Origin of the sequence: uncultured Succinivibrio sp., assembly GCF_902756765.1 — a bacterium.
In the GTDB taxonomy this organism is placed as follows: Bacteria; Pseudomonadota; Gammaproteobacteria; order Enterobacterales; family Succinivibrionaceae; genus Succinivibrio.
The window spans coordinates 1-2394 of record NZ_CACVSS010000179.1 but is presented as its reverse complement, the minus strand read 5'-3'; the positions used below and the strand labels follow the sequence as shown (position 1 = coordinate 2394).

Genomic DNA, 2394 nt, shown 5'->3' with positions numbered 1-2394 from the left:
AAGAACGGGCATTTTTAAATCTTGTAAAATCTCCCTGAGTAATGATATGTGTGCCTACAGCAAGTAACAGTCCAACTCCGGGTATGGCCATAAAGTACTGACATTCAGAGTGGCTTTCAAAATATTTCAAAAATCCCATGAGAATATTACTTCTCCTTTTAAGAAGCATTGCAATAATTGCACACTGATCCTGTATGTCGGTAATCAGTGAAAAGTTGGCGTCAGCATCTTCAAATTGCAGTTTTGCTGTATATTCATTTGCTTTTCTGATGGTCTCTTCAGGTGACATGGAATAGCTATAGCACAGAGTGGCATCCTGCTCTTTTAGAAATGCAATCAGACGTCTGACATTCCTGGTTATGTCAGACTGGTTATCACCATAGGACTTAAGCAACGCCATATCTGCCCGGTTTTGTCTGTCTCTTATCACACAAGGATGAATTGTTGAGGCGCCAGGACTTAAAAAATAGGTGAGCAGCAAATCCCTTACACCTCTGGCATCTCCTCTGTCATCCTTACAGCCATGATTGTAAGAACGACATTTCTTGGCAGGAAAGATAAAGGCATTGTCATTACAAAGTGTGTTAATTAGCTCTGCCCAGTAATTGGAGTCTCCACAGGCTTCCATGCCGTAGATGTAATCTTCAGGGTTATTTGCCTTAATGAATCTGGAGAACTCATCTTTACTTAATGCTTTGTCAAAAGAACATTCACCAGGTTTGGTGACACTTACCTGAATAACTTTGCTTGCCAAATCAATTCCGCAAAAATATTTTTCAGAAAGGATTGAATTTGATGTCTGTGTACTGTTAATATTCATATGTTTTCTCTCCTTATACACTTATGAATTTTCTATATAAAGTGTAACAGAGAAAACGAAGGCGAAGCTCTGTTTTTCAGATGTCTTCGCCTTTTAATTTGTCCATTCAATGGTGACCTGAACTATATTCAAGATCATATGCGTATATGACGTTTTGTTTCTGAACCTCAACTGTACTCTCAGACTGGAGACAGGGACAATTCAGTTAGTTAAATAAACTCATTAGTTGTTTTTTTGAGTAATTTTCGGACCCTCTTATCTCCAGCGTGAGAGTACAGTCAAATTAAGTAAGCTCATAAAACATCACCATATACAGCAAGTGTCCCGCAATGGAGGTCTGAGAAGGCAAGGCTTCAACTGCACTCTCAGACTGGAGAAAGGGACAATTCGGTAAGTTAAATAAACTCTTTAATTGAGTTTGAGATCAATGAGGATCCTCTTACCTCCAGTGTGAGAGTACAGTAAGAAACAACCTGCCCTGGAGCATTAACCTCAGCGGACGCTCTGAAGTTAATGAGCTCTTTCACGGTTGATGGAATACTGACTGTTTAAGGTAAGGTAACTTTACGTTACCTTATCTTTTTAATCATATTGCATTTGTTTTCATCAAAAGGTTGTCCTGATTTGGCTATTGCATAGGCAATACGGGTAAGTCTGTTCATAATGGCGCAGATGATGATTTTTTTAGAACGGTTCTGATTAAGTCTCTGTTTTAGCCATGATGATTCAGTACCATTTTTCATGGCCTGACTTAAATAAACCATTGCGCACATGTAAAGCATCTTTTTAATGCTCCGAATACCAGACTTGCGAATACCAAGGACTATGGTTTTACCTCCTGTACCTGTAGTTACCGGAGCCACTCCGATGAAAGCTGCAAAAGCTCTTGATGAGGAGAATCTATCTGGATCACCCATAGCAGCATACAGTGCTACAGCTGAAAGCTTACCTATACCAGGAACTGTCTGAAGGTTAGAGCAGATTTCATTGTTTGAAGCGTAGGATAAGAGATGAGAGTTAATCTCTTTTATCTTTGTCTGCAGAGACTCAATGTTACTGAGCAGACTTTCACTGAGGCAGTTTAAGTGACTGTAACTGCAGTCATTCTCTGAATGCTCTTTTTCAGTTTCAGTATTACAGAGAGCTTTTAAGGCTTCTGTTACCTTAGTTGCTGATGATACAGAAGCTGTACCTACCACCACACCTGATTCATAAAGAAAGGCATGAGCTGCATTGACCGTCTGAATAAACTGCTTGTTAAGCTGATCTCGTACGGTTATAAGATTCAGCAGATACTGGTTTTCCTGTGTTCTTGCAGGAATATGCTGCATTGATGGTGTGATTAGTGCCTTTAAGATACCTAAGGCATCAATTCTGTCTGTTTTATCAAGATGTAAAAAGGCTTTTACCTTTAGAGCTGGCAGAATATGACACTTATGGTTATGCTCCTGAATGTATCTGCAAAGATAATTGCATGAACCACAGGCTTCAATGCCAATCAGCTTTCTTGGTGTATGGGTATCATCGATGAATTCAAAGAATTTTTCTCTGGAAAGCTGATAGTTTCTGATATG

The 2394-nt window shown here is 39.3% G+C and carries 2 protein-coding genes; both read right to left on the bottom strand.

Going from position 1 to position 2394, the window contains the following annotated elements; all coding sequences use genetic code 11:
• The coding region (locus QZU45_RS12145; RefSeq protein WP_295355666.1) for a hypothetical protein at positions 1-754 on the bottom strand (754 nt) is incomplete at its 3' end.
• A 635-nt stretch (positions 755-1389) separates the two neighbouring features.
• The coding region (locus QZU45_RS12140; protein WP_295355664.1) for an IS110 family transposase at positions 1390-2394 on the bottom strand (1005 nt) is incomplete at its 5' end.